Consider the following 25082-nt stretch of genomic DNA (forward strand, 5'->3'; position numbering starts at 1 on the left):
TCAAAAGGCATTAATAGCAATCCATTTTGATCTTCCCGCGATTGAGGAATTGACTCAATGGGACATTTAACCGCTTTTTTGAAATGGTTTCCAAAACCCGAACCACCTCCTTTTGCATGGCAACTGAACCACATATCATTATTACACCCCCGTTTTCCAGGGATTTGGCGATCAGATCTGCTTCACGGCATACCAGGTCCTGTACGTAATGCTTTTCCAAACCAGACTGGGAATAAGCCTCAAAAACAAAACTGAGCTGCCCCCTATGTCTGGCGCTATGGATATAGTCTTTGTAGATCTCCAAAGAGGTTTCGTTTCTTCCACCCCAGAACAGATGAGTTTTTGTTGCACCCAAACCGTTATTGATCATCCCCAGAAAGGGTGCAATACCCGTACCATTGGAAATAAGTATTACCTCCGGGGTTTTGGAAGGAAAATGAAATTCCGTATTTGGCTTAATCCAGGCGCTGATCTCCTGCCCTTGCTCCAGTCCACTTAGATACCGGGAACAATAGCCATTAGAATGCTTTTTAATACTCAATAAGATTTCGTCATCAGTTTTTGCTATTGAATAAAAGCGATCTACCTCATTGCCTCCTGGTTTTATCGCAATAAGATCCCCTGAACTGAAGCTGAGATTGCTTGTTGGTTTTAGTTTCAGGAGGAATGTATCGTCCGGGTTAACTTCGGTCCTCTCAACTACTACAAATTCTGTTGTCTTTTTGGTTGAAGCAGGTGACCCGGGATTTTTTAATCGGAGCTGAAGGCCCAGCGCCTTAGCCCATTTATCCGACCAGTCCTTAAATGCTTCAAAAGACTGGTTGTTGATCTTATAGAGTGGTAAGGCCTGCTTCAGTTTAGGGTGTTTTCCAAGAAGCTGATCGACCTCGATTGCGAACTGGCAATAGTTGGGATAAGCGAGAGAACCCAGGCCTACCACGGAGAAAGACATTGGATTGGCTATAGTGGTAGCTTGGAACTTTTCCACGAATTTCTGTGCATTTGACGGAGCATCTCCATGGCCGTAGGTTGCCGTTAGTACAATGAGGTGCTTCACTCTGTCGAAATTCTCATAGTCGTTCAGTTCAGAGAGATATACGCTTTTTCCTAAGGCGATAAGTGCCTTTTGAAGCACTTTTGCCATATTGAAAGTACTGCCGGTTTCTGAACCTACCAGGACCACATATTCACATTTCCCGGGATCTGCTGCCTCAGTTTTCAGCCTGACAGTATGCTTTCTTCTTCTCAGGGTCATGGCGAATCCTGAGATCATAAAAAAGACAATGGCAATACAACTCGCCAGTAATACAGCGGACCAAAGAACACTGCCACGGCCGGTATGCCAGGCCAGGCTTAGACGTGAGGCTAGCATGATAAGTGGATATTCGACCTCACTAATGACGGTGCCCTTGTACTGATGTACCAGAATTTCTCTGTCCTTAAGTTCTAACTGGTAGTAGTCCTCCTCATTATCAGAGAATGGGAACAAAATTGTCCTCACCTCCTTTAATCGTATTTGCTTTAAAACCGAAGGGCCGGAAGCGACAGCTGAATTGCCTTTGGTAGTAGGCGCTAAAACGGTCTGATGCGAAATCTCAGCTTCGGGTAACAAACCAAACTTTTCAAGGGAAAGGTAAACCCCTGTGCCCGCTATTATAATTACGGGAACCAAAAAGATCCGACCTAACACTACATGATAGTATTGACCAGACGTATCCTTGTTGACCCTGGTGAACCATCGTTTTAAACCTCCCTGCCTTCTGGCAACCAGAATAATACCTGTGATCGCGATTAATAGAAGCAGGAAAGAGACCAGGCCCACAAAAAAACGCCCCGGGCTTTTAAGAAAAAGAGAGCGGTGAAGATTTGTGGCAAAACGGAAAATGGCCTTCTTTTCCTGAGGTTCCCCGATTTTTTCTGCCGTGAGCGGATTGATGTAGATGGTTGAACTCTCTCCATCCTGGCCGATTACGGAAGCCTGGACAAAGTTATCCGAATCCACCTTTAATTCAAGCACTTCCAGGTATTTTCCATCAAGCATTTCCAGAGTTTCAGCGACGGAAATGCGTTCCATATCTTCAGCCTTATAAGGCTGAATCGCATGGTAAATAGGCTCGAAAGCCAGAATGATACCGGTTATGGAAGCGATCCCCAAAAAAATGGAAGAAGATATAGCCAAAACAAGATGGCTATACCTCCAAATAGAAATTACCATAAAAGTTTAAGACTATTTTTGAGGCATTATCCGAACATAGCGGATAAATCCTTTTCCTTCTACTTTGCTGTTGATAGTTGATGAGGTAAGTTCAAACTCTATATCGTCTTCGTAGTATTCCTGATCCTCCACAGCCGTTTCAAATCGAATACTATAACCGGCATCGATCTTATCATCTTCAATTTTCAAAACGTTAATCGCGCGTTCTCCACCGCCAATGGTAGCGCCGGTTATGGCGTCTATATCGGGCCTTTTCTTACCATAGAATTCCCACCACGCGGGAATGTCATGATACCATTCATCATCTTCACCCCTCACATAAAGTGTTTTTTCGTAATTACCTTCCGGGTCCATAAGAGAGATCACAACATAGGCCTTTTCTCCGGAGTAATTAACCATTTGTATCATGCACTTATAGGAACTACTGGCGGCCTCCCTGGCCTTAAATCCTACCAGCAGCAGTAGAGGAATACTGAAAATTACAATAGCTCTCAATCTTCTTTTCATCATGGTGTTTCAAGAAAGTTTATGGTGACATTATTTTTTTGGAGCAACTCGTTTTCCATTGCAAGGTCATATGCAGATTCTTCAAAATCCGTTTTGATAGACTTGTCTGCTCCGTCTTCAATGAGAAATTTTAAAATGGCATCATTATGGGCATTCATCGCCGCCAGATGTAAGGGGGTATTTCCATCCTTATTTCTCGCATTGATATCCTGACCATAAGAACTGATATACTTCAGCGCATCCAGGTTGTTTTGCGCAACCGCTATATGGTATAAGGTGTTACCGTTTTCCTGAACTTGAGCAAAATTAAAGCCTTTTGCCTTCAAAGCGGCCAATTTATCCTGCATTAACTTCGGTCTCTCCGCTTTATATACATCTTTAAGGAGATAATACCCCAGGTTGTTACCCTCCTTATCTCTGACCTGAACATCGGCCCCATTTTCAAGCAGGAAATTTACAACTTCCAGCTTGTTGCTCTGAATGGCATGGGTTAAAGCAGAGGCTCCTTGTTTATTAGTGTGGTTGATATCTTCAGTACCTGCTGCAAGATAACGGACAACCTCCAGACTGTTTCTCCTGGCTGCATTGAGTAAGGCAGTGTTGCCGTCTTCGTCAGACTGATTGAGGTCTACCCCTTTTGAGACAAAATATTCAAATACTGGAAGCTCCTCATTTTGAAAGGCTATGCCGTGAAGTGGAGTTATTCCTTCGTCCGAAACCACGTTTGGGTTTATCCCGAGTTTTTCCAGGTATTGGTAAACTTCTAAACCATTGGTATATCCCCGGGTACCCCTACTGGCAAATATAAAGGCATTCTCACCACTCTTACTCAGTTTATTATGAGGAACCCCATGGTCAATCAGTTTGTTGAGCAGGTCTGTATTTCCGCGTTTTGCCGCATAGTGGAAAATACCATTCCCATTGCTGTCCTCACTCTTCAGGTCAATTCCTTTTTCTACAAAGTAGTCAACAAGGGCATAGTCCTGGACAAAAGGTGCTACCAGCAACAGGGCATTGGCTCCATCCCGGTTTTTCTCCTCAGTGACCCTGGCACCGTGCTTAATGACAAAATCGTACAGCTCAGGGTTGATCTGACCGGTATTAGCGGCAAAATTAAGCAGGGTGTAGCCATGACTATCCACAATATCCGTTTTGGCACCATTGTCCACCAGATACTGCATCATTTCCAGGTTGCCTTTATATGCAGCCCAAAAAATGTAGGTCCGCCCGTCATGCGTTAATTTGTTTACACCATTTCCATCCTGGGAAAGCAGGAATTTGATCGTCTCATTGTCCACTTTTTCAATAAGTGCCCAGGAGACCGGGTCAAAGGCGTTTGAATTAAGTTCGGAAATATCAGCACCTTCGGAGATCCGCTGCTCTATTTCCGCAATAGACGGATTAGCTGTCCAATAAGCCCTTTCCAGGAATGGGTTTTCTCTTTGTGCGGATAAAAAGCTGGTTATAAAAATTGTCAGGGCGAAGACTATACCCGAATGCATTTTTTTCATTGCAGATCCTTTACAAATGAATCGATTACGGAACTTATGTCGTTCTCATCAGTGAGATCTTCTTCAAAAAGATGTTTGAAAAGCACCTTGTTATCCACTTTGTTTTCAAGGGCAAGATTGGTCTTACGGGAGTAAACCTCGTCCCATTTGGCACGTACAGATGCCCACTTTTCCTGGTTCTTTTGCCACCATTCCGCAGCGGCTTTACATTGGCTGTCTGGCACTCTAACATAGGTGTTGTACCCTTTTTCTTCAGCCAGGACAATGTCTTCCTTACCTTTTTCCCGAACGATTTTATAGTTATCCTGGTCGTGAACCCATCCGTTGGAGGTTATTTCATGTCGATTTCCCCGGCTGGTAACATTGTAATCACTTCGGGTGGTATACTCCCTTCTTGGAAGGGGGGCGTCTGTACGGTTTTCCCAATAGCTTTTGCCGTCTACGTGTACCCAGGTTCCGGAACCTTCATATCGGGGGCTGTCATCCACCTGAAAGACCTTTTGTGTCCACTGTCCCTTCACCGCTTCGTCCGGCTTGGACTGATAGGTCCAGTTATTGTCATGATCGTACATATAGAAATCGGTGTTCTCGTATAACCAGTCCTGACGCCAGTGTTTTACGATATAAGTTTCATCTGGTTTACCTACTTGTAAGAGGTGTTGTATAGATACGGTATTGTCATCTTCCCGAACCAGTTGTGCCCATTCCAGGCCTTTGTCTTTTTTGGTCTTGGATGGTTTGTAGGTGGAGTCTTGGACATGCTGAAAAGTCTCAGTGAAATTGAAAGTTACTTCGAAGCAACCGCACATCTCTTTAATGGCCTTCAGGTCTTTCTTTTTGTTGGATTTCTGGGCGATAATCTGGCCACCTGCCAGCATTAATAGCATAACGAAAGCAATGGATTTCTTCATGTTAGAATCATTAAAAGTTAAAAGTGAATAATTCGTCGCAAAAATATTAATTTTATTTAGATTGATTAAAAATAAGAAATATATTTGCCTCAAATTTATTAAGAATGAGTCTAAATAAAAATAAAAGGCTACTTATTTTTTATTTTTTTTTAAGTGCCCTGGTTTTTGCACAAACTGAAGAGACAGATAGCATTATCAGGCAGGATTTAGACGAAGTCGTGGTCACGGCAACGAGAACAGTAAGACAATTGTCCTCTCTCCCTTTGCCAGTTACACTCATTTCCAAAAAACAACTTCAGGAAACCGGTGTAACCCGCCTAAATGAGATCCTTAACGAACAGACAGGTATCATTATGACCCCTGATGTCACCATTGGTGGGGGAGAAGGGGTACAGATCCAGGGAATAGCCTCGGATTATGTGCTCGTACTTATAGATGGAGTTCCGGTAGTGGGCCGAAGCTCCGGTAATCTCGATCTAAGCAGGCTTGCCATTGGCAACATCAAACAGGTAGAGATCGTTAAAGGGCCTTCTTCCAGCCTTTTCGGTTCCGAAGCGCTGGGAGGAGTGATCAATATCATCACAGAAAAGCCCACTTCCGACAAAATAAGGGGGCAGGCTTCCCACCGTGTAGCTTCTTTCAATAACCAAAACTCCAATGTTAGTATACAACAAAGGATAGAGAAGGTGGGTTTTTCGTTTTTCGCGGACCGCCTGAGTACCGATGGATACGACCTGGCTCCATCCCAGGACGGCCAAACGGTTAATCCGTTTTACAATTACACCTTCAGTGGCAGACTCTTTTTTGACATTGCGGAAAACCTGAATCTTTTCGCGTCAGGACGCTATTTTTCCCAGGAATTCGAGGTTTCTCCCAGTACCAGTGAAGAGGAGGATCTCAATGCCCTTCTTCGAATAGACCATACGGCATCCCGGAAAACAAATTTGCAATACGAATTCTATTACACCAATTACAGAACAGACGAACAGACTTTAGATCCTATTAATAACGATCTATTACTGGATAACAACTTCGATCAGAAGTTATTCAGGCCTGAAATACGATTTAATCACAGCTTCAAACCTAATAACACCCTTACCCTGGGGGTTGGTTACAATTTTGAAAGCCTGAATCGATCTCTTTTTGCCGAACAGGTCAGTTTTGACTCACAATATGTCTTTACCCAGTATGATTTTCGTCCTTTTGACAATCTTAATGTCATTGCCGGAGCCCGTTTTGATAATCACAGCGAATACAATTCGCAATTAAGCCCCAAGATCTCCGCCAAATACGATTTGGGAAAATACTTTTCCATTAAAGGCTCTGTAGGCAGTGGGTTCAAAGCCCCGGATTTCAGGCAGCTATATCTGGATTTTACCAATGTGTCCGCCGGAGGGTATTCCGTATTAGGAAAAGAAGTAGAGGCTCAGGGAATACGGCGTTTACAGGACAACAACGAAATAGCCAGTTTGGCTGTTGATCCTTCAGACCTGGGTGATCAACTGGATGCTGAGAGTTCCATTGGTTACAATCTCGGATTGTCCTTTAAAAAGGGAGAATTTTCAACTGAACTCAATCTCTTTAGAAACGATTTCAAAAACCTTATTGATACACAAATTCTGGCGGCCAAAACCAATGGGCAGAATGTTTTTGGGTATATCAACAGGGAAAGGGTTTATACTCAAGGTCTTGAAATTGATACCCGATATCAGCTATGGGAACATCTGAGGATCTCTCTTGGTTACCAGCTTCTTTACGCTTATGACAAAGACAAGGAGGAGGCCATTGATAACGGAGAAGTGTTTGGCCGAGACCCTGAAACCCTGGAGACCTTTCGTCTATCCAGGTTGGATTATTTCGGCCTGGTTAACCGGTCCAGGCATATGTTCAACTTCAAAGTCTTCTATGAGGTGCCGAAATGGAATGCCAATGCCAATCTTCGGGTCAATTACCGGAGTAGATTTGGGCTTACGGACCGGAACGGTAATGGTTTGCTGGACGATCTGGACGATTCCTTTGTCTCCGGCTATGCCCTGGTGAATCTGACACTCAACAAAACATTCTTTGATCGATACAGCCTGCAGCTTGGAGCCATTAACCTCCTTGATTTTAAAGGTGAAAATCCGCTCGCTTTGTCGGGCACCGAGGTTTTGGTAAACCCCGGAATTCAATTGTTTACAAGACTCAATATTCAATTTTAAATTATCAGCGTATTATGAAAAACAGTTTAAAACTATTTAGCCTTCTTTTTGTGTTATTCACTTTGGTAGCATGCAGTAATGACGATGAAGAGACCCCAACCGAATTCACAGTTACGGCTGTAAACCCGGTTTCTGGTGCCGTGGGTACTGAAATTACTATAACAGGAACCGGATTTCCTTCTGAGGCCAGTCAGATTGATCTTAGCTTCAACGGTGTTGCCGCTTCCATTTCCTCTCTTAGCAGCACTCAGATTGTTACCGCTGTACCAGCTGGAGCAGGAAGCGGTGAGATCAGTATTTCTGCCAACGGATTTACCAGGGCGGCCCCATCTTCCTTTACGGTATTGTCCAACCTGGTTTCCGAAACCTTCACTAATTTATTTGCCCCTCAGACAGGAGGTTTCGGAGAACCGGCAGGCGGACCCTTTACCAAATTCAGTTTTGCAGACGGAGATGTGACCGAGAGCGAGACAGATTGGGATATCGCTTTCAGGTCTACAACAATCGCGGTTAATGGAGGTCAGGTAACAGGGACAAATGATGAACCGGCAAGAAATGGAAATGCAGCAGCAGCCATAGAAAATGGCACTTTTGACGATATTACTTCGGCTTCGGGGCTAACTTTTGTACAGGATGCAGACGGCGCATTCGGTATTCCGACTGGTAGTGACAGCGGATGGTACAACTACAACTTCATGACCAATATTGTTGCTCCAATTCCGGGCAAGATCCTGGTTTTTAGAACAGCGGATGGAAAATATGCCAAAGTGGAGATCCTGAGCTATTACGAGGACGCTCCGGCTAATCCTGATCCTGATACGAACGCTGCCAGATACTTTACATTTAAGTACGTCTATAATCCTAACGAGGGAGAAACCTCCCTTGCAGAATAGTAAAAAATTATTTGAATAATCTAATTTCCTGGACTCAACTCAGTGATAGTTTGATTTAGTAAAAAGGTCGGAGGATACATTCAGTTTTAGGTTCACTGTATCTCCGGCCTTTTTATTTCTCGCCATTTCTGAACAGAATATATTCCGTTCCGGATCCTTTCAAAAGTTTTACTTGGCCCGTTGAAACCTAATGATCCCATTTAAGGGAACTTCTGTTGGATGTAACATGGACAGGGTTTTTATTTGCTCCAACCCGTTTATGGTAATCCTTAAGTGCACCCCGGGGTGTTTTTGGATTTTCCAATCACTCAGGAGGAAGAATTTGCCAAGTAGCAAGCCCTTCATTACTAATGGCAAATGCAATCGAAGCGGCGTATCAATATTCCGGATAATCTATAGCGGAAGTAAAAAGGCTGAAACAATTGAAAACGCAATTGATCAGCCTTAGCTTATTGTATGGTGTACTAAACCTCAGTCAGGCTTAGAAATTTGCTCTAATAACGCAATTCGATACCGCCGTAAATCCCAAATGGATGCCCTGGCCTTAGCCCTGCCGGTACTCTGGCCACGGCATAGGTCTCATCAAACATATTAATGATATTGGTAGTAAGGCTGATATTCTTATTGAAATGGTATTTTCCGGCAAGATCAAAAATAAAGTTAGAATCCACCAACTCGTTCTCCGGAATGCTTCCACTGCCTGCCTCAGTCCGGAACTCTCCGTTAAATCTTCCACTTAGATGAATTTCGTAATCGTCATGTTCCAGAGAAAGAGAACCATTAAATTGGTGTTTTGCAATGTATGGAAGCTCGTCGCCCGCATTTACCTCGCCCCATAGGTCGTCTTCGCTACCGAAACTATTTTGAAATTCCGTATCAGTCAGGGTATATCCCAGGGTCAAAGGCAAGATCAGCTTGCTGCTATTAGGAAGCAGATTGTAGTTTAGAAGTACCTCCAGTCCTTGTACGCGTACTTCCCCCGCGTTAAACTGCTCCAAAGAACCCGTTCCGCCTGTGGCTGCGAGATCACTTCCCAGGAGGTTGCTGTAGTCGTTATAAAAACCTACGATCTCTCCCGAAAAGTTTCCAAATGAGAAACGGCTTCCGACCTCGTAATTTATGCTCTCTTCAGGTTCCTGACCTTCCTGGTTGCTGGGTGGAGAAAAACCCTTATGTACACCTCCGAAAACTGAAAGTTTTTCAAAATTGTAATTAAGGCCGATACCGGGAATAAAAACATCCACCTTATTCTCTCTTTCAGCTATATTGGTCCCAACCCGATCTGGATCTTCGGTCCCGTAATTCATTCTGCCCAGGGTGATATTTTCATATCGCAATCCGGGGGTCACTGTTAATTCCTTGTATTTTAGCTTATATAGGGCAAAGGCGGCAAATGCTCTTGCATCGCTTATCCTGTTGGCATTGGTGCCAGGTACCCCGGCTGAAGTAAGCCGCATCTGACCGTCGTTTGATATGGCGTAACCATCAACCCATTGAAATCTGTCCTCCTCATCGTAATGATATCGAAGTCCCAATTCAAAATCATGGAAAAAGGTTTTATCCGTCCAGTGCAGGTCTAATTTAGTTTGAACTCCGGTAGATAGGTAGTCCCTATTATTTGCTTTTACACCCAGGGCATCGTCTGGGCTGTCTACCGTGCCTCTGATCACATCCAGGTAAGGGGCAAAGTCCACCGGACTGGCCAACAACCCAGAAATTCCTTCTCGTTCACCATTTAAGGTTACATAGTCCAGTTTGTACCAATTTCTGCTAAAGTCATTTCTGTAAGCTGTTGAAGTGATTCTAAAATAGTCACTGAACTTCAGTGTATGCGTAAGCATAATTTGGGTGTGTTCCGTTGTCATACGGTCTACCTGGGAAGAAGCATAACGCTCAAATGGACTACGGTTGAAATCGTCTTGAGTTAAACCTAAATAAGTCTCATCAGAGTCTTCATCCGAATATTGAAATTTTAATTCCAATTCCTGCCCGACTTTTGCGGTTGGATTGGTCTTGACCAAAAATTTTGCGACCAGGTCGTTCTTGTCAAAACCGGTATCCCCGCCGGAAGTAAGGTTTTTAAAGCCGTTGGAGTTGTAGTTGAGATATTCAACGGCGTATCCAAAGTTTTTCTGACTATCCCCAAGCTGGGCGTGTACCCTTCCGCTCTGAAAACTGCCGTAACTGGAATTAACAAAGGCGCTGAAATCGTCCGGCACTTCTGTGGAGATCATATTAATAGCACCTCCTGTGGTGAAAGGCCCGTATTGCACCTGGCTGCTACCCTTTAGGATCTCAACGGCCTCCATCCTGGCGATGGTTGGGAAATAGTAGGCGGCAGGTGCGCTGTAAGGTGCAGGAGCGATCAGAACTCCGTCTTCCATAACGCTTATCTTGGCACTACGCTCAGGGGAGGTTCCTCTTAAACTAATATTTGGCCTCAACCCAAAACCGTCTTCTTCGTAAACATTTACTCCTGGCACACTTCTGAGGGTACGGTTGATATCCGTATAATTGAATTTCTTGATCTCCTTTGGGGAAATATAATACGCGGAACCTGTCCTGTTTTTCGCTTCGAATTTACTACCGAAGATGACCTTTGCTGAAAGGACCACCTCGTTGAGCTTAACCGTCGCCGGGGCGGGAAGTGTATCGTTCTGTTGACTATAACTAAAAGTGAAGGAAAGTGCCAGAATGGCGGCCAGGGAAATTCTCATAGCTTATTTAGACTAAATTCAAATAAAGGATGTTTCGCGAGGCCAAAAGTACAATTCGATTGCGAGTTTTCAAACTTTATTTAGAATAAATAAAAATAATTTTGAGTTGCCTTTTGGTTACCAAATGGTTAGGATTGAGCCCATAGAAGTCCTTTGGGATCAAAAATGAGAAAAGCGTGCGCTTACTGGCCCAAAAAGTAGTATATTTGCACGCAATTAATCCTTAATTGCAATGGAAGCCCATCGTAAAAAAATCCTCGGAGAAGGTCTCACATATGACGACGTACTCCTGGTGCCGGCCTATTCCGAAGTACTTCCCAGAGAGGTCAACATCCAAACGAAATTTACTCGAAACATCACTATCAACGTCCCGATAATTTCGGCTGCTATGGATACCGTTACTGAATCTAGTATGGCGATCGCCATGGCCAGGGAAGGAGGTATTGGTGTACTGCACAAAAATATGTCCATAGAGCAACAGGCGATCAAAGTGCGCCGCGTAAAGCGTGCTGAAAGCGGGATGATCATGGACCCGGTTACCCTACCCGAAGAGGCCCTGGTAAGAGATGCCAAGGCCAGTATGGCAGAACACAGTATAGGAGGTATTCCTATTGTGGATGATGAACGGAAACTTGTGGGTATAGTAACTAACCGTGACCTGCGTTTTGAAAAGAACAATAGCAGGCCCATATCCGAAGTCATGACGGCTACCAATCTGGTCACCGTTGGGGAAGGGACCTCACTGGCAGAAGCCGAAGACATTCTCCAGGAGAACAAAATTGAGAAACTTCCCGTAGTAAATGGTCAGAATAAATTGATAGGTCTGATCACCTTTAGAGATATTACCAAACTTACCCAAAAACCCATCGCGAACAAGGATCAATTCGGAAGGCTTAGGGTTGCCGGGGCTGTTGGTGTGACACCGGATAGCCTGGAAAGGGTGGGAGCACTGGTTAATGCGGGTGTGGATGCGATCGTTATCGATACGGCACATGGACATACCAAAGGGGTGGTTGCCATTTTAAAAGAAGTGAAAAACCAATTCCCGGATCTGGATGTGGTAGTTGGTAATATTGCTACTGCTGATGCTGCCAAATACCTGGTTGAAGCCGGAGCGGATGCCGTAAAAGTAGGTATCGGCCCGGGTTCTATTTGTACAACCCGTGTAGTGGCCGGAGTAGGTCTTCCTCAATTCTCAGCGGTTCTGGAAGTAGCAGATGCCATTAAAGGTTCCGGTGTACCCGTGATAGCTGATGGGGGAATAAGGTATACGGGAGATATTCCCAAGGCCATTGCAGCTGGTGCGGACAGCGTGATGCTGGGCTCACTTTTGGCCGGGACCAAAGAATCTCCCGGAGAGACAATTATTTATGAGGGTCGGAAATTCAAATCCTATCGGGGAATGGGTTCCGTAGAGGCTATGAAAGAAGGTAGCAAGGATCGTTATTTCCAGGATGTGGAGGACGACATCAAAAAACTGGTGCCTGAAGGAATTGTTGGCCGTGTCCCCTATAAAGGAGACCTTTTTGAAAGTATTCATCAATTTATCGGAGGGTTGAGAGCCGGAATGGGGTATTGCGGCGCCAAAGATATTGCCAGTTTAAAGGAATCCGGCCGCTTTGTAAAGATCACCGCTAGTGGAATCAATGAAAGCCATCCACACGATGTGACCATTACCAAGGAATCTCCCAATTACAGTCGTTAATTTGCCGACTATTTAGCGGGAACTTGAAGATTACTGCCGGGTAAGCTGTTTATCTTTTGCTCCAACACTAAAGGTTTCATTTGAATTTTAAGATGACGGTTCAAGTCAATAAGGAAATCAATTTAGTTCCGGTCACACTCGCTTCGCAGCATAAGTTATTCAGGCTTATGTCTGTTATCTATCCGCCTGTGTATGCACATCTCTGGCCGGATGGTGGCAACTATTACCTGAACAAGCTATATTCCATTGAAAACCTTAAATCCGAATTGAAGGATCCGGACTCCAGATATTATTTTGTGGAATACAATGAAGAGACCATCGGAATTCTGAAAGTAGTCCTCAATTGTAGTATACCAGGTGGAGATAACCGGCCCATGGTAAAACTTCATCGGATCTATCTCTCCCCGGAAATCCAGGGAAAAGGACTTGGCAAACAACTGCTGAATTGGATAGAAGAAAAGTTCTGCAAAGATCCACGTACCCCTTTATGGCTTGAGGTTATGGACAGTCAGGAAAAAGCCATTAGGTTTTACGAGAATTGCGGTTTTATAAAGGCAGGGACCTTTAGTTTTGATGACCTTATGATGAAAGCCGTCTATAGAGGGATGTTCAGAATGATCAAGGAGGTCTGAAGCTACGGTTCCAGCTCCTAATCCGACCAAAAAAAAGCGGCCTGAAAACAGGCCGCCTTCTTTTCTTATATATCTGTTTCGATATCGTTGTATCAATCCAGGTCAAAACGATCCAGGTTCATCACCTTGGTCCACGCGGCTACAAAGTGCTTAACGAACCTTTCGGCGGAATCAGAAGATCCGTATACTTCGGCCAGGGCCCTCAGTTCTGAGTTGGAACCGAAAATAAGATCTGCTCGGGTACCGGTCCACTTGAGCGCACCTGTAATCCTATCCGTACCTTCAAAAACTTCTTCGGCCTCTGATGTCGCTTTCCAGGTGGTCCCCAGATCCAGGAGGTTCACGAAGAAATCGTTCGTAAGTGTCTCCGGATTATCCGTAAATACACCGTGGGACGATCCATCAAAATTAGCCCCTAAAACTCTTAAACCTCCAAGGAGGACGGTCATCTCGGGTGCAGTCAAAGACATCAACTGGGCACGATCTACCAGTAGTTCCTCAGCAGTGATCTTATCATTTACATTGAGATAGTTCCTGAAACCATCTGCTACTGGCCTTAGCGCTTCGAAAGATTCTGCATCGGTTTGTTCCTGGCTAGTATCCGCCCTTCCTGCTGTGAACGGCACGTCTATACTATGACCTGCCTTTTTTGCAGCTTCCTCTATTGCAGCACTTCCGCCAAGAACGATAAGGTCTGCGATCGAAACGGCCTTTCCATTGGAGCTTCCGTTGAACTCTGTTTGAATTCCCTCCAGCGTCTCCAATACTTTAGCAAGTTGTGCCGGATTGTTCACTTCCCAATCTTTTTGAGGAGCCAGGCGTATCCTTGCTCCGTTAGCACCTCCGCGTTTATCGGAATCCCTGTAGGTAGAAGCAGAAGCCCAGGCAGTAGAAACTAACGCTGATATCGAAAGTCCTGAAGCTAATATTCTGTCTTTGAGTGTAGCAATATCAGCATCATCAATAACTTCGTGGGTAACTGCCGGGATGGGGTCTTGCCAGATCAATTCCTCTTCTGGTACTTCAGGACCGAGGTAACGGGCAATAGGCCCCATATCACGATGCGTCAGTTTAAACCATGCTCGCGCAAAAGCATCGGCAAATTCATCAGGGTTCTCGTAAAAATGCCTTGAGATCTTTTCATATGCAGGGTCCATCCTTAAGGAAAGGTCCGTGGTCAACATAAAAGGGGCGTGTTTTTTCGCCGGGTCATGGGCATCTGGCACAAGACCAGCTCCCGCACCATCTTTAGGTTGCCACTGATAAGCTCCTGCAGGACTCTTGGTAAGTTCCCATTCGTAGCCGAAGAGGTTTTCAAAGAAATTGTTACTCCATTTCGTTGGAGTAGTGGTCCAGGCACCTTCTAAACCACTGGTTATGGTATCCGAACCTACTCCTGAGCCAAAGCTGTTTTTCCAACCCAGACTTTGTTCTTCTATAGAGGCTCCGGCAGGCTCACGACCTACAAATTCAGCATCGCTGGCAGCTCCGTGAGTTTTACCAAAAGTATGTCCACCGGCAATAAGGGCCACGGTTTCATAATCGTTCATCGCCATACGCCCGAATGTCTCGCGAATGTCCCGGGCAGCGGCTACGGGATCAGGATTTCCATTCGGACCTTCCGGGTTTACATAGATCAACCCCATTTGTACAGCCCCCAGTGGATTCTCCAATTCACGATCTCCCTCATATCTTTTGTCTCCTAACCATTCGGTTTCGGAACCCCAGTAAACATCTTCTTCCGGTTCCCATACATCTTCACGACCTCCGGCAAATCCAAAGGTTTCCAGACCCATAGATTCCAGGGCGCAGTTACCTGCTAGTATCATCAGGTCTGCCCATGAGAGTTTCTTTCCGTATTTCTTCTTAATTGGCCACAGTAAAAGTCGCGCTTTGTCAAGGTTGGCATTGTCTGGCCAGCTATTCAGGGGAGCGAATCGCTGAGTACCTGATCCGGCACCTCCGCGGCCATCAGCTATGCGGTAAGTTCCGGCACTATGCCATGCCATACGAATGAAGAATGGTCCGTAATGTCCGTAGTCTGCAGGCCACCACTCCTGGGAATCTGTCATCAGATCATAAAGGTCCTGCTTTACCGCGTTGAGATCCAGTTTTTTGAACTCCTCAGCATAATTGAAGTCATCATCCATAGGATTAGACAGTGCTGAATGCTGTCTCAGGATGTTTAATTTAAGCTGATTGGGCCACCAATCGCGATTTGAGGTTCCACCCCCGGCTCCCTGCTTCAGCGCCCCATGCAAAAAAGGACACTTGCCTTCTCCATTTAGGGCATAACCTGCGCCATTGGATGAGCTGCTGGTATGTTTAGTGTTTTCCATTGCGAATAGATTAATATGATTACTGTTTTACTTTCAATAAATTTACGATAACCCCTGTTTATATCGATGATCTGAATCATATATAAACTTTATTTTATTATTTGGGATACCTATATGCCCACGGTTTACGGGATCGGTCGACTGATGACCCTTGAAATAAAGTGTATTTTTCTATTCGAAAAGAAAAAACGGCACAATCAAAATCCCAAAAACAGAGCGAGACAACATCGGGACTTGAGTTCAACTTCTGATTATTTTCCTACTTTTAAAAGAGGAATATCATCCCAGATTTCATTTACGCAATGATCCACCGACAGTTTTTGAGTTTTAAAATTACCTGGGTGAGTACCAGGGATCTTTTGCTGAAATGGATTCCTTATGCCTTGGTTTTGCTACTGTCCGCCTGTGGTACAAAACGCGACTCCTCTACGCTGACAATCGCGGCCGCGGCTAATACGCAGTTTGCCATGGAAGAGATAGCAGCCCTGTATTCAGAAAAGACCGGAACGCAGCACGTTTTAGTATTTAGTTCCTCCGGTAAGCTAACGGCACAAATCATGGAGGGTGCCCCCTATGACGTTTTTGTATCGGCAGACATGAAATACCCCACGGAGCTTTTCAATAGTGGCTTAACTCAAGGTTCTCCCAGGGTATACGCTTATGGCAAACTGGTACTATGGTCTATTCAGGAAAGCGTTCATCCTTCTTTAGCCATTTTAAAGGACAGCACGGTGGAACACATCGCCCTGGCCAATCCTAAAACAGCCCCTTATGGCAGGGCGGCGGACGAAGTCCTGAAGTTTTACGATCTGTATCCCACTACCTCCGCAAAACTGGTTTTTGGTGAGAGTATATCCCAAACCAATCAATTCATTACGTCCGGGGCTGCTGAAATCGGCTTTACAGCGATGTCTGTTGTTTTATCTCCAAAAATGAAGGGTAAGGGCAGTTGGCAGGCATTGGACGAGAATTCCTATAAGCCTATCGGGCAAGGAGTAGTCGCCCTGCAATCTAAAGGAGAGACCACAGAAGGTGCCAACGAATTTATTACCTTTCTCTTTTCTAAAGAAGCCAGAGGAATACTGGAAAAATACGGATATACTTTTGATGAATAAGTTGGAGGGACATATTACGGAAGTAGAAACTAACGGAAGTTTGTCCCTGGTTTCGGCCTCAGTAAGCGGAGGAAGGATATTTAAGGCTATCGTTATTGAAAATCCGGAAACGGCGACTTATCTGAAACATGGTATTAAAATTGGGCTGCTATTCAAGGAGACTGAAGTAATACTCTCCACTACTGAAAATGCCGGAGTCAGCCTTCAAAATAAAATACCAGGTACCATACAAAATATAGAAACCGGCAAGTTGTTGAGTCGGATCGAATTAGAAACCCAGGCAGGGACCATTGTTGCTTTAATATCCAGCAGCGCGGTGCAGGAATTGGGACTTAAAGAAGGGGTAGAGGTGGTAGCCATGGTAAAACTGAATGAAATAATGTTGTCCGAAACATGAACTGGGATCCTTTAATACTGACCTTTAAACTGGCATTCGTGACTACAGTCATCCTGTTTGTTTTGTCGATTCCACTTGCCAATTGGTTGGCACATTCCCGGTCCCGGATCAAACCCCTTATTGAAACCCTGGTCAGTATGCCTCTTGTATTGCCACCTACCGTTTTGGGGTTTTATTTTTTGGTGGCTTTCAGTCCGGGCAATGCCTTCGGGAGCTGGTTAAATGATTGGCTTGGACTTCGGCTGGTGTTTTCGTTTCCCGGCCTTGTAATTGCCTCTGTTCTGTATAGTTTACCCTTTATGGTTCACCCCATACAATCCGGTTTGTCTGGAATCCCGGCCTCGATCAGAGAGGCTTCATACGTCATGGGTAGATCGCGTTTGGACACACTTCTTCGCGTACTGCTTCCCAATATTAAACCTTCAATTCTCACTGGTATTGTTCTTGCCTTTGCCCATACCGTTGGCGAATTCGGAGTGGTCTTGATGATTGGCGGAAGCATACCCGGGGAAACGAGAGTGGCCTCTATAGCCATTTATGATGAAGTGGAAGCCCTGAACTATGCTTCTGCAAACTTCTATTCTGCCGTACTGTTTATAATTACTTTTTGCGTGTTGCTACTGGTGTACCTGGTCAATGGAGGATATCTAAAACGGTTTTGGAGATGATCTCAATGCAAGTAGAAAAGAAGCTTCACGCGGCTGATGGCGAAATGACACTCAAGCTTGACCTTCAGATCAGTGAAGGGCATTTGGTCACTATTTACGGTGAGTCAGGAGCAGGTAAGACCACCACCTTGCGAATACTGTCTGGACTTTTAAAGCCGGACAAGGGACTAATTGAGGTAGATGGTAAGGTCTGGTATAATTCGGAGAGAGGGATCTGCCTAAGGCCTCAGCAGCGCAACATAGGTTTTGTTTTCCAGGACTATGCCTTGTTTCCTCATATGAGCGTACTTCAAAACCTTCAGTTCGCTTCAAAATCAAAGGCGGATAAAGCCGCTATGGACAGGCTGGTGGAACTCATGGAATTGGGAGCACTGCAGCATAGAAAACCGCAAAGCTTATCCGGTGGACAGCAACAAAGGGCAGCTCTTGCAAGGGCTCTTGTGCAAAAACCTAAAATACTCTTGCTCGATGAACCCCTTTCTGCTCTTGACTATAAGATCCGAATGAAACTGCAGGATCATTTACTTGAAGCGCACCAGGAGTTTGGACTTACCACTTTGTTGATCAGTCATGACATCAGTGAAATAAGCAAACTCTCAGATCAGGTAGTTGTGCTAAAAAAGGGGGAAATCACAAAACAGGGAACAGCTGCAGAGGTATTTGTTGACGAGAAGATCAGTGGGAAATTCAAATTTACCGGGGAAGTGCTAAATATTCAGCAGCAGGATGTAGTCTTTATTGTTACGGTTCGCATACAGAACCAGGTTGTAAAGGTCATAGCCCAGCAGACAGAAATACAGGGTATAAAAACAGGAGACCGGGTGATGGTAGCCTCCAAAGCCTTCAATCCTGTGATCTACAAAATGGACCCCTGATCTTTGCCGGATAGTTATTATGGCTTTCTTTTTTGTGGAGCAAAGGAAATTTGTGTAATTTTAGTTTTTGCGACAAGTAGCCCGAGAGCTAGTATTTTACAAATATGACATTTGTGTAATGCTGTTTCTCGGGCTTTTTGATGGTTTCTTTTTTAATTTTAAAACAATTTGATCGGTATGGAAAAGCACTTTGAACTGACGGATCAGGAATTTGAAAGACAATTCGAATCCTGCGAACTGGACCCGGCCATATTTAGTCATGAGGCCCATTTGCGATTGGCATGGATACATCTGTACAATTACGGTATTGACAAGTCTTTGGAGCGCATTCAGATTCAACTCTTGCGGTTTGCTTCTTCGGCTGGCGATCCTGGAAAATACAATAAGACTCTGACTATCGCGGCAATTAAAGCTGTGCATCACTTCATGTTGAGATCAAAGTCTGCATCCTTTATGGAATTTATATTGGAATTCCCCAGACTCAAGTACAATTTCAGGGAGCTGATGGACGCGCATTACGGATTTGATATTTTCAATTCGGAAAAGGCAAGGACCCAATATTTAGAACCTGATTTACTACCTTTTGACTAGTAAATCAAATCCAAAAATTGATAATTATTAAAAAGGTCAGAACATGGATCAGAAATTTAGAATTATTGTAGTTGGAATTGGAGGGGTTGGAGGATATTTTGGAGGATTGCTTGCAAGAGAATTCGAACATAGTGATTCGGTTGAGGTAGTCTTTGTAGCCCGGGGGGAACACCTAAAAAAGATTCAGGAAGATGGCCTAAAGGTAATTCAGGGGAATAAAGAATTCATCGCCAGGCCAAAGGTCGCGGTTGAGAGTGTTACCCAGATCGGGCCGGCGGACTTTATCCTCATCTGCACCAAAACCTTTGACCTGGAGCAGACCCTGCAAGGTCTGGCTCCGGTTATAGGACCAAAAACGGTGCTACTACCACTGCTGAACGGGGTTGATGCCGCTGAACGTATCCAAAACAGTTATCCCGATTCCGAAGTTTGGAAAGGCCTGGTTTATATCATTTCACGTCTCAGGGAACCAGGAGTAGTAGAGAATTCCGGGAACATCCAGCAATTGTATTTTGGCTCAGACGGTCACTCAGATCCGCGTCTGGAAACCTTTAGTCAGATCCTAAAACAGGCGGGGATAGAATCAACTCTGAGTAGCAATATTGATACTGTTCTTTGGGAGAAGTACCTTTTCATTTCGTCCATGGCTACCGCTTCTACTTATTTTGACAGCACTATTGGAAAGGTAATTAAGGAGGAACAAGATTCCCTTCAGGCTTTGATACAGGAGGTAAAGCAGTTGGGAGAGGCAAAGGGGGTCGCTTTGGATCCTGAAATAGAGACCAGGGTTTTAAGCAAGCTTAAAACATTACCTTATGAGGCTACTTCGTCCATGCATAGTGATTTTCAGGCAGGAAGATCCAGGACAGAGTTAGAAGCACTCACTGGCTATGTTGTTCACGAGGCCCAAAGACTTGGCATGGAAGTGCCCAGGTACCACAGCTTTTACACGGACCTAAAAGGTAGGTCCGAGGGCTGATCGAATCATTGATCTGTGGCATATCCTAATTAAGAAACTTTAATCCCTAAACCAAAGTGTGGACTTCCTCAGTTCAACTTTTTATTCAGCTTGGACCGCCTTAACTTCGCAGAAGTGAAACAGAACTAAAACAATTCCCATGAAAAGAATAGCACTCCTTATGTTTTTTTGCGCCACCGTTTTTATTGGAAATGCGCAGACCAAGAATTTTATTGATAAACCTTATCTGGAAACCTCGGCCTTATACACTGCAACGGTAGTCCCGGACAAAATTTTTCTCTCTATTTTAATTACAGAAGCTGATACCAAGGGAAAAACCTCTGTGGAGGAACTGGAAAACAAAATGGCGGCCAAACTACAGTCGCTGGGTATCGATATTAAAAAACAGTTGACCCTGGAAGATCTGGCCAGCAACTTTCAAAAGTACTTTTTGCGCAAAAAGGATGTCTTAAAAAACAAATCTTATACGCTTCTGGTGTACGATGCCGAAACAGCCGGAAAAGTCATCCTTGGATTGGAATCTATCGATATTTCCAACGTACAGCTGGCAAAGACGGAATATTCTAAATTGGAGGAACTCAAGATAGAGCTCAGGGAAAAGGCTGTGGCCAAAGCAAAAACCCAGGCCGAGGCATTGCTGAAACCCCTGGATCAGAAGGCGGGAAAAGCATTGTACATCAGCGATATGAATACCAACCTCAGGGGTGTTTTCAATACTCGTGCACGGGGTATCAACATGGCTTATGACAAGGCAATGCAGGAAAGTGATTTTCAACCCCTGGATATTGATTTCGAAAAGATCACCGTGGAGAGTAGTGTTACCGTCTATTTTGAAATCCTCTGAGTAAAGAACCAGGTGAATTTTTGGACTGCGTAGCGCGAATAAGTGGACTACGGCCAATTTTGGTTATTTTTAGGTAAGGGTATTAACAAAATCAAGTTATGAAGTCGGACCAGATTTTGGCTGCGATCAGCGCCGGGAGAACGGATTTTATATTCAAACTGTTCGAACTTCCTGAGTGGAAAGATCTGCTTCATCAGGGACCGGTAAGACTACTGCAATGGTTGGTTTACTATGACGATTTGAGTGCCATCCGTGCAGTTATAAATAAAGGAGGAGACTTAAGCAGTATTGATCTAAATGAGGAATTGGGGAATGCGGCCTTCTTTGGGCATTGGAAGATCTGCGATTTCCTTATAGGACAGGGAGCTGATGTGAATGCCAAGGTTGACAAAACAGCCGAAACACCCTTACACAATGCTACAGCCAAGGCCGGAAGGCCTTTTTACTACTATACAGTCAAATTACTGGTAGAAAATGGGGCTGACGTTAATGTCAAAACGATAAGCGGTATAGAGACCGGGGCGTTTATGCGCGATGTGCGAACAGCAGGTGAAACCCCGCTTCACCGGGCAGCAGCTTATGCGGATGAAAGAACTATTGCATATCTATTGGATCATGGCGCAGATAAGCAGGCCCGGGATGCCTATGGGGACTCTCCTTTGAGCTGGGCAAGTCGACATTTGAGGCCGGGATCCATTCTATCACTTCTGGCATTCGGAGAGCACAGGATTGGAGAAGGCCATGTGGAGAAAAATACCAGCGATCACGGGCAGGGATGGGGGAATGCCATGGATTGGAATCTTTTTGGCGACTATCTACCCGAGAACACAAGCCAGTAATTGGGGTCGAAACTTCACTGTTTGACGCATTTTTTGGTCCTTTTTCGGAATTATCACATAAAAGATTTTGGTAGCTATTTGTTATTATATCGTATATTAGCAATAAACGATATAATATGTTCACTGAAGATCTCAAACTGGTAGGTAAGGCCCTGGAAAATTTCTACAAGGAATCAGTAAATGGGGATGAGCCTGTTCTCAAACAGCAGCAAATGTGCCACATAATGCGGGAGTTGGAATTTGACAAATACCTGGGTAAAGGTGGACTGAACGGGCCGGATCTGGAGCAATTTCTCGAAAAATACCTGAGGCTTAATACCAGGTTGCACCATCCGAGATATCTGGGGCATCAGTGTGCCGCCCCACATTATTCCGCTGCTCTTGGAACGTTTATTAATGCATTTACCAACAATGTGACTTCCATTTATGAAATGGGTCCGGCTTCTGTAAGCATGGAGTATTACCTGATCAACTGGATGCTCCGTAAGATAGGTTGGACCCCGGCTCCCTTGTGCTCAGATGAAATGAACAAGTATGGTCATGGAGGTGGTGTGCTGGTTAACGGAGGTTCACTGGCTAACCTTACCGCCCTGATCCTTGCCCGATCCAAATGTGCTCCTGAAACCTGGACCGAGGGAAGCCCTTCGGAATTGTGCATATTACTGCCTTCGGAAAGTCATTATTCCATTAGCAGGGCTGTCGGTATATTGGGTATGGGTTCCAAGGCAATTTACGCTTTGGAAGTAGATTCGGAAGGTGCTGTGATCCCTGATCGACTTCCGGAAACCTACGGGCGGATAATAGAAGACGGTAAGCGCCCTATGGCCCTGGTTGCCAATGCCTGTAGTACCCCTGCGGGGATTTACGACCCCATCGATGAAATAGCGGATTTTTGTGAGCAACACCATCTATGGTTGCATATTGATGGTGCGCATGGAGCCAGCGCCCTGCTTTCAGATAAATTCAGATATCGCCTCGATGGGGTTGGGCGTGCAGATTCCCTGGTATGGGATGCCCATAAGCTATTGCAGGCCCCTTCTTTGTGTGCCGCACTTTTGGTGAAGGATCACAGAAACCTGGACGGCGGCCTTTTCGTAGGGGAAAATGCCAGCTATTTGTTTCACGAAAAAGAACAACCGGGTTTTGACTTTATCAACAGAATGCTTGAGACTACAAAATCCGGCCTGGGAGAGAAGCTGTTTTTTGTTTTGGCCGCGATAGGAGAGGAAGGAATGGCCAGTTTTATCGATCGTCAATACGATTTAACTCTGGCGGCATATGATTATATTCAGCAACAGCCAGACTTCGCCTGTCCGGTAAGGCCTCAGAGTAATATCCTCTGCTTTGAATACCTGGATAAGGAAGCCTCTCAAATAGAGATCAGAAAAGAACTTATCGCCAAGGGAGATTTTTATCTTACAACCACGATATTCAAAGGAAAAAGATACCTGAGGCTTGTATTCATGAGTCCTGAAACCACCATATTGGTTGTAAAGGATTTGATCGATTCCATTCGGACGCTTTGCGAAAAGACGGAAATCTAGCTATTCCATAGGTTTGAGCTCTCCACCCTCCACGGCGAGATAGTGAGCATTGGGAGCAGGTTCGTAATACACATCCTGCTCTCCGGAGACCCACTGAACTTTCAGAGAGTCAATCTTTGTGGAATTACCCAGGCCGAAATGTAATTCATAGTCATTCTGACTTCCATAGCCCGTCACCGGAAGCATCCATCGGTATTGGACCTTCTGGTCTGCAAATAGGCTTAGTTTTGCGCCGATACCATAAGAATTGCCCTTGGCTCCGCCAAGCCTTATCATGATCCAGTTCTTGCCCTGGGTAGTGTTTTCGTAAAATCGGTTTACCTGGTCTCCACTTCCCCAATTGGCTACAAAAATATCGAGGTCTCCATCCCGGTCAAAATCGGCATGAGCTGCTCCCGCAGAGGTATCTGCATGTTTTTTCAAATGCCCGGAAAAATCCTGGACAAATTGACCATTTCCCTGGTTCAGGTAGAAGAAATTGTACATATCTGGCCTATAGGTGCCATTGGCTACGTAAAGGTCCAGGTCCCCGTCATTGTCATAATCCCCCCAGCTGTGCCCTTTAGACGCTCCGCCGGTTTGCTGGGAGACCGGCCCTTCGAGAATAGGAGAGAGGTTGCCGTTGCCATCATTGCGATATAGAAAGTTCTTCTTGTCGAAATTAGCGAGAAACAGGTCCAGGTCCCCATCATCGTCATAATCCGCCCAGGAAACCCCATAAGAATAACCTATGTCTTCAACCACATGCCCCTCAGATACCTTTTTGAATTCCCAATTGCCAAGGTTGATGTAGTAGTCATTGGTAGTTTGGGCATTAGCCACATAGAATTCCGGTAATCCATCGCCAGTGGCGTCTCCGCAGCCACAGGCACGACCCCTTCCTCTGCCGCTGCTCAGTGGGTTATCTTCCATCTTTACGAATACTCCTTCACCATCATTTCTAAAGGCCAGATTGCTACCGCTTCCCGAAGCCACTATGAATACATCCAGGTCTCCATCTCCTTCTATATCCACCCAGCAGGCCATGGAAGCACTAATACCCTCATCGGTTAGCGGACTGTCTGTTATCCTTTTAAATCCCAATCCATCTATATTTTTGAAAAGAAAGTTCCCTTCGCTCCCACGACTTACCACATAAAGGTCCAGATCACCATCACCGTCATAGTCTACCCAGTTCACTCCCTGGGAATTCCCACCGTGTTTAACGACCTCAGATATTACCTTCACATCTCCGTTGTCATCAGTCATTTTCTTGAAGCTACCGTCACCATTGTTTCGGTAAATGGCATTCCACTGCCCGTTGGAATTGGCAACATAGAGATCCGGGTCTCCATCCCCGTCATAATCTCCCCAGGCCACACCCCTGGAAAGTCCGCCGTCGGTAGCGATACGGCCCGCTGTCACAGAAGTGAAAACAGAACCGCTCCGGTCGTGATCCTCAGTTTTTGGACTAACAGTTTCCTGGCATTCGGAAATCAAAACAACAAAAAGAATGGGGAGGCTAAATAAGGTAGTTTTCCAAGTCATATTTAAATCGTTTATTAGCTATATACGAATTTAATTGATAATATGATGCAGAAGTATTTACAGTTTGTTAAT

At 44.9% G+C, this 25082-nt stretch carries 20 protein-coding genes; 13 read left to right on the forward strand and 7 right to left on the reverse strand.

Going from position 1 to position 25082, the window contains the following annotated elements; genetic code table 11:
- Positions 1-10 precede the first annotated feature (10 nt).
- From GTQ38_RS04390 to GTQ38_RS04405, 4 genes are read right to left on the reverse strand one after another with little or no spacing between them, the layout of a single operon-like run.
- Positions 11-2215, reverse strand: a complete 2205-nt coding sequence (locus GTQ38_RS04390) for a PepSY domain-containing protein (protein WP_161434269.1) — start codon at positions 2213-2215, stop codon at positions 11-13.
- 12 nt (positions 2216-2227) lie between these two features.
- A complete protein-coding gene (locus GTQ38_RS04395) occupies positions 2228-2725 on the reverse strand; it encodes a DUF2271 domain-containing protein (protein ID WP_161434270.1) in 498 nt (165 codons plus the stop codon).
- A complete protein-coding gene (locus GTQ38_RS04400) occupies positions 2722-4233 on the reverse strand; it encodes an ankyrin repeat domain-containing protein (RefSeq protein WP_238857792.1) in 1512 nt (503 codons plus the stop codon). The genes GTQ38_RS04395 and GTQ38_RS04400 overlap by 4 nt, the downstream gene beginning before the upstream one ends.
- Positions 4230-5144 (reverse strand): DUF6607 family protein, encoded by a 915-nt coding sequence (locus GTQ38_RS04405; protein WP_238857793.1) that lies wholly within the window; start codon positions 5142-5144, stop codon positions 4230-4232. Before GTQ38_RS04405 ends, GTQ38_RS04400 begins: the two co-directional genes overlap by 4 nt.
- A gap of 104 nt (positions 5145-5248) precedes the next feature.
- On the opposite strand from GTQ38_RS04405, the gene GTQ38_RS04410 reads away from it, so the two are divergent.
- On the forward strand, positions 5249-7345 hold the full coding sequence (locus GTQ38_RS04410) for a TonB-dependent receptor plug domain-containing protein (protein ID WP_161434271.1): 2097 nt from the start codon (positions 5249-5251) through the stop codon (positions 7343-7345).
- 14 nt (positions 7346-7359) lie between these two features.
- Positions 7360-8238 (forward strand): IPT/TIG domain-containing protein, encoded by an 879-nt coding sequence (locus tag GTQ38_RS04415; RefSeq protein WP_238857794.1) that lies wholly within the window; start codon positions 7360-7362, stop codon positions 8236-8238.
- Positions 8239-8732: 494 nt separating this feature from the next.
- On the opposite strand, the gene GTQ38_RS04420 is transcribed toward GTQ38_RS04415, so the two are convergent.
- Positions 8733-10955: a TonB-dependent receptor family protein gene (locus tag GTQ38_RS04420; protein ID WP_161434272.1), complete on the reverse strand. Its 2223-nt coding sequence runs from the start codon at positions 10953-10955 to the stop codon at positions 8733-8735.
- Between the two features lie 232 nt (positions 10956-11187).
- Here GTQ38_RS04420 and guaB point away from each other — a divergent pair, with 232 nt between their 5' ends.
- Entirely contained in the window at positions 11188-12660 is a 1473-nt protein-coding gene (guaB, locus tag GTQ38_RS04425; RefSeq protein WP_161434273.1) for an IMP dehydrogenase, read from the forward strand.
- A 167-nt stretch (positions 12661-12827) separates the two neighbouring features.
- Positions 12828-13292, forward strand: a complete 465-nt coding sequence (locus GTQ38_RS04430) for a GNAT family N-acetyltransferase (protein WP_161434274.1) — start codon at positions 12828-12830, stop codon at positions 13290-13292.
- A 92-nt stretch (positions 13293-13384) separates the two neighbouring features.
- On the opposite strand, the gene katG is transcribed toward GTQ38_RS04430, so the two are convergent.
- On the reverse strand, positions 13385-15631 hold the full coding sequence (gene katG / locus GTQ38_RS04435) for a catalase/peroxidase HPI (protein ID WP_161434275.1): 2247 nt from the start codon (positions 15629-15631) through the stop codon (positions 13385-13387).
- Positions 15632-15972: 341 nt separating this feature from the next.
- On the opposite strand from katG, the gene modA reads away from it, so the two are divergent.
- The 9 genes from modA (at position 15973) to GTQ38_RS04480 (ending at position 23483) form a co-directional block, all read left to right on the forward strand.
- Complete coding sequence (gene modA, locus GTQ38_RS04440; RefSeq protein ID WP_317169040.1) at positions 15973-16746, forward strand: molybdate ABC transporter substrate-binding protein; 774 nt, start codon at positions 15973-15975, stop codon at positions 16744-16746.
- Positions 16739-17143: a TOBE domain-containing protein gene (locus GTQ38_RS04445; protein WP_161434277.1), complete on the forward strand. Its 405-nt coding sequence runs from the start codon at positions 16739-16741 to the stop codon at positions 17141-17143. Before modA ends, GTQ38_RS04445 begins: the two co-directional genes overlap by 8 nt.
- Positions 17140-17811 carry a molybdate ABC transporter permease subunit gene (gene modB, locus GTQ38_RS04450; protein ID WP_161434278.1) on the forward strand — a complete coding sequence of 224 codons (672 nt, stop codon included), beginning with the start codon at positions 17140-17142 and terminating at the stop codon, positions 17809-17811. The genes GTQ38_RS04445 and modB overlap by 4 nt, the downstream gene beginning before the upstream one ends.
- Complete coding sequence (locus GTQ38_RS04455) at positions 17808-18686, forward strand: ABC transporter ATP-binding protein (protein ID WP_161434279.1); 879 nt, start codon at positions 17808-17810, stop codon at positions 18684-18686. Before modB ends, GTQ38_RS04455 begins: the two co-directional genes overlap by 4 nt.
- A 177-nt stretch (positions 18687-18863) precedes the next feature.
- On the forward strand, positions 18864-19277 hold the full coding sequence (locus GTQ38_RS04460; RefSeq protein WP_161434280.1) for a hypothetical protein: 414 nt from the start codon (positions 18864-18866) through the stop codon (positions 19275-19277).
- 43 nt (positions 19278-19320) lie between these two features.
- Positions 19321-20256: a ketopantoate reductase family protein gene (locus tag GTQ38_RS04465; RefSeq protein ID WP_161434281.1), complete on the forward strand. Its 936-nt coding sequence runs from the start codon at positions 19321-19323 to the stop codon at positions 20254-20256.
- 139 nt (positions 20257-20395) lie between these two features.
- Positions 20396-21100 carry an SIMPL domain-containing protein gene (locus GTQ38_RS04470; protein WP_161434282.1) on the forward strand — a complete coding sequence of 235 codons (705 nt, stop codon included), beginning with the start codon at positions 20396-20398 and terminating at the stop codon, positions 21098-21100.
- A 98-nt stretch (positions 21101-21198) separates the two neighbouring features.
- On the forward strand, positions 21199-21939 hold the full coding sequence (locus GTQ38_RS04475) for an ankyrin repeat domain-containing protein (RefSeq protein ID WP_161434283.1): 741 nt from the start codon (positions 21199-21201) through the stop codon (positions 21937-21939).
- A 116-nt stretch (positions 21940-22055) separates the two neighbouring features.
- Complete coding sequence (locus GTQ38_RS04480) at positions 22056-23483, forward strand: pyridoxal phosphate-dependent decarboxylase family protein (protein WP_161434284.1); 1428 nt, start codon at positions 22056-22058, stop codon at positions 23481-23483.
- On the opposite strand, the gene GTQ38_RS04485 is transcribed toward GTQ38_RS04480, so the two are convergent.
- Positions 23484-25010, reverse strand: a complete 1527-nt coding sequence (locus GTQ38_RS04485) for a CRTAC1 family protein (protein WP_161434285.1) — start codon at positions 25008-25010, stop codon at positions 23484-23486.
- Between the last annotated feature and the right edge of the window lie 72 nt (positions 25011-25082).

The sequence above is a fragment of the Poritiphilus flavus genome (assembly GCF_009901585.1).
In the GTDB taxonomy this organism is placed as follows: Bacteria; Bacteroidota; Bacteroidia; order Flavobacteriales; family Flavobacteriaceae; genus Poritiphilus; species Poritiphilus flavus.

What these genes read in the sequence shown, in the direction of transcription:
- GTQ38_RS04455 (WP_161434279.1), top strand. Translation starts at nt 17,808, where the DNA reads ATGATCTCAATGCAAGTAGAAAAGAAGCTTCACGCGGCTGATGGCGAA.
- katG (WP_161434275.1), bottom strand. Translation starts at nt 15,631, where the DNA reads ATGGAAAACACTAAACATACCAGCAGCTCATCCAATGGCGCAGGTTAT.
- GTQ38_RS04400 (WP_238857792.1), bottom strand. Translation starts at nt 4,233, where the DNA reads ATGAAAAAAATGCATTCGGGTATAGTCTTCGCCCTGACAATTTTTATA.
- GTQ38_RS04405 (WP_238857793.1), bottom strand. Translation starts at nt 5,144, where the DNA reads ATGAAGAAATCCATTGCTTTCGTTATGCTATTAATGCTGGCAGGTGGC.
- GTQ38_RS04485 (WP_161434285.1), bottom strand. Translation starts at nt 25,010, where the DNA reads ATGACTTGGAAAACTACCTTATTTAGCCTCCCCATTCTTTTTGTTGTT.
- GTQ38_RS04410 (WP_161434271.1), top strand. Translation starts at nt 5,249, where the DNA reads ATGAGTCTAAATAAAAATAAAAGGCTACTTATTTTTTATTTTTTTTTA.
- guaB (WP_161434273.1), top strand. Translation starts at nt 11,188, where the DNA reads ATGGAAGCCCATCGTAAAAAAATCCTCGGAGAAGGTCTCACATATGAC.
- modB (WP_161434278.1), top strand. Translation starts at nt 17,140, where the DNA reads ATGAACTGGGATCCTTTAATACTGACCTTTAAACTGGCATTCGTGACT.
- GTQ38_RS04415 (WP_238857794.1), top strand. Translation starts at nt 7,360, where the DNA reads ATGAAAAACAGTTTAAAACTATTTAGCCTTCTTTTTGTGTTATTCACT.
- GTQ38_RS04420 (WP_161434272.1), bottom strand. Translation starts at nt 10,955, where the DNA reads ATGAGAATTTCCCTGGCCGCCATTCTGGCACTTTCCTTCACTTTTAGT.
- GTQ38_RS04470 (WP_161434282.1), top strand. Translation starts at nt 20,396, where the DNA reads ATGAAAAGAATAGCACTCCTTATGTTTTTTTGCGCCACCGTTTTTATT.
- GTQ38_RS04475 (WP_161434283.1), top strand. Translation starts at nt 21,199, where the DNA reads ATGAAGTCGGACCAGATTTTGGCTGCGATCAGCGCCGGGAGAACGGAT.
- GTQ38_RS04390 (WP_161434269.1), bottom strand. Translation starts at nt 2,215, where the DNA reads ATGGTAATTTCTATTTGGAGGTATAGCCATCTTGTTTTGGCTATATCT.
- GTQ38_RS04460 (WP_161434280.1), top strand. Translation starts at nt 18,864, where the DNA reads ATGGAAAAGCACTTTGAACTGACGGATCAGGAATTTGAAAGACAATTC.
- GTQ38_RS04430 (WP_161434274.1), top strand. Translation starts at nt 12,828, where the DNA reads ATGTCTGTTATCTATCCGCCTGTGTATGCACATCTCTGGCCGGATGGT.
- GTQ38_RS04480 (WP_161434284.1), top strand. Translation starts at nt 22,056, where the DNA reads ATGTTCACTGAAGATCTCAAACTGGTAGGTAAGGCCCTGGAAAATTTC.
- GTQ38_RS04465 (WP_161434281.1), top strand. Translation starts at nt 19,321, where the DNA reads ATGGATCAGAAATTTAGAATTATTGTAGTTGGAATTGGAGGGGTTGGA.
- GTQ38_RS04445 (WP_161434277.1), top strand. Translation starts at nt 16,739, where the DNA reads ATGAATAAGTTGGAGGGACATATTACGGAAGTAGAAACTAACGGAAGT.
- GTQ38_RS04395 (WP_161434270.1), bottom strand. Translation starts at nt 2,725, where the DNA reads ATGATGAAAAGAAGATTGAGAGCTATTGTAATTTTCAGTATTCCTCTA.